Below are 2,504 nucleotides of genomic sequence, written 5' to 3'. Positions count from 1 at the left end.
GTTAGTTTGTCTAGCATCTAAAAATAAAAATTGACGTTTCACGTTGTTTGTTTCGTTCAGTTTTCAAAGAACTACTTAGTCGCTCATTTGCGACTCCCTTATGTTAACATCTTCATGTTTCAATGTCAACTAAGTTTTTTTATTTCGTTTGTCGTTTTCTGCATTATTGCATCGGCGACTTGTCTTATATTACACCTCAATATAATAATAGTCAATATTAATCTTTCGTTTTTTTTTAAAAGGTGAAAGATACTCTCATACCCCTTCTTTATTTCTCATACATATTAATAAGATAACTGAAAGGAGTGTAGAGATTGTTCGATTCTTCTTTATTACACATCATAAGCACCCATTCAAGAATTCCAAACTATCATAGAAATTTCCCCATCATTCTATTCTGGAGTCAAAAAAGCGGTTGCACCTCTCTTGCTAATTGGTTCTTTTACCAGATTGATTTATTACAAACAGCTCTAAGCTATAGTCCTTTCATTCATAATTATGAATATCATATATACAAAAATACACCTGCCTATAGTGTACGACTAGGTATAGCGTTACGAGAAAAACAAAAAGAAACTTTTAAACTTGTTCGCAACCCTTATAGGAGGGCAGTCAGTTCTTTCGTATCCTTAATTGCACCTCCTTATGTGGAAAATCCCGAATGGAAACCCATCCGAAAGTTTTTATATCAAGATGAAAACTCTCCTAAAGGGATCTCATTTAAACAATTTCTATACTACTTATTTATTAAAGGTGCTCAAGCAGATGATATTAACCCACATTTCACACAACAATATATAACTGGTGAAGAAGAATATGTGACCAATTATATATACTTAGAAAACTTCAATCAGGAAATGAAAGAATTAGAAAAGCGTTTCGAATTAAAAGTTGCACCAATAAATGAGTTCTCAACATCTTGGCATCATCAAACTCCCGCCATGATTTATAAAGGGGATTTTAGTGAAGCCGATATTACGAATCCTTTATTCCCTCGCCATCCTACTTTCGAAAGTTTTTACGATACTGAGTGTATGCAGCTCGTTCAAACAATATTTCAAAATGATTTCGATACGTATAGATATAGCAAAGAATATCCATACTAATTTCAGTCTATTTTCTTTGCTAAATATAAAAAGATACCTCATATATATAAGGTATCTTTTTAACATTTTTAATTATATAAAACATACTGTTTAACAGTCCCGACTCTACACCTTATTACCTTTTAATAGATTACGTATTTTTTGCTTATCCGCCCATCCTACTCCAATTAAAACTAGACTTGCACCCATTATTACCCTCCATGTCAGAGATTCATGTAATAGGATAATTGAAGTAACAATGCTTATTAACGGTAATGCATTTAAATATAATCCACTTACTGATGCAGAAACTCTCTCTAGCGCTTTATTCCAGAACCAATATGCTAAAATTGTTGCTCCAATAACAAGGTACATTACACTAAATCCCGTTTTCCAAGTTTCAATCTTTGGGAAACCGTAATAAAGAATTTCTACCAAGGCAAACGGCAATAGAATAACAGCTCCGATAATTAAAGTTAATGTGGTAAATACCTCATTTGATAAATACTGTTCTTGTTTTGGTCGTTTTAACAAAACTGTGTAGAAAGCAAATAGAAAAGTACTCAATAATATAAGTACATCTCCTATTAAAGATACTTCTTGATCAACACCTTTAGATGGAATCGTAATAAAGAGTACTCCTATAGCCCCCAATATAATTCCTATCCAATAATTCAACCGAATTTTCTCTTTCAAAAAGAATGCTGAAAATAGAATTGTAACTAATGGCAATGCAGCATCTATGATACTAACATGTAATCCACTTGTTAAAGAAATGCCGTAGGATGTAAACATAAAATATCCAGCTACACCGGTAAAAGCTAACAAACTCATTCTTTTCCATGGAACTTTTTTATGTACAACTGATTTTTGTAGTTGTTTAAATGAGAATAGCATACAAATTCCACCCGCAAAGAAAAGACGAATAAACAACAAAGTAAACGGTTGAATAGATTCTAACGCCCATTTCGTTGGCGCAATGGCTGTCCCCCATAATATAACAGCCACTAATAACATGCATATTTCTTTCATAATCCCCCACACCCATCAAAAATATATGTTAACTACCTTAATTATAGATTCATCCTTATGTAAAACCCTAAAAAAACAAAGAGGTTATGTAAGAGTAAAAATTTTTTTGTTCATTTTACAACTAAATTCATGCAAAAGGTAATTCTTACCTTTAATTTACATTTAAATATATTACTTTATAACCTTCTTATCACTTTATATCGTTTCTATTTTATCTTTTTTCTTCTTTAGGACTATTAAAATTATAGATTATAACAGCTGATAAATAAAAATAAACATAAAAAAACCTAAGTCGAATCGACTTAGGTTTTTGCTTGGCGACGTCCTACTCTCACAGGGACAAGGTCCCAACTACCATCGGCGCTAGAGAGCTTAACTTCCGTGTTC

The 2,504-nt window shown here is 32.1% G+C and carries 2 protein-coding genes; one reads left to right on the top strand and one right to left on the bottom strand.

The window, feature by feature from the left end; translation table 11 throughout:
• Window positions 1-314: 314 nt before the first annotated feature.
• On the top strand, window positions 315-1,106 hold the full coding sequence (locus tag JDS81_RS29705; protein ID WP_097955302.1) for a sulfotransferase family 2 domain-containing protein: 792 nt from the start codon (window positions 315-317) through the stop codon (window positions 1,104-1,106).
• A 105-nt stretch (window positions 1,107-1,211) separates the two neighbouring features.
• Here JDS81_RS29705 and JDS81_RS29700 read toward each other — a convergent pair whose 3' ends face one another.
• Window positions 1,212-2,117, bottom strand: coding sequence for a DMT family transporter (locus JDS81_RS29700; protein ID WP_097955303.1), 906 nt, complete (start codon window positions 2,115-2,117; stop codon window positions 1,212-1,214).
• Window positions 2,118-2,504: the final 387 nt, after the last annotated feature.

Origin of the sequence: Bacillus cereus group sp. N31 (genome assembly GCF_016483245.1) — a bacterium.
In the GTDB taxonomy this organism is placed as follows: Bacteria; Bacillota; Bacilli; order Bacillales; family Bacillaceae_G; genus Bacillus_A; species Bacillus_A toyonensis.
This window is presented reverse-complemented; position numbering and strand designations above follow the sequence as displayed.

What these genes read in the sequence shown, in the direction of transcription:
- JDS81_RS29700 (WP_097955303.1), bottom strand. Translation starts at nt 2,117, where the DNA reads ATGAAAGAAATATGCATGTTATTAGTGGCTGTTATATTATGGGGGACA.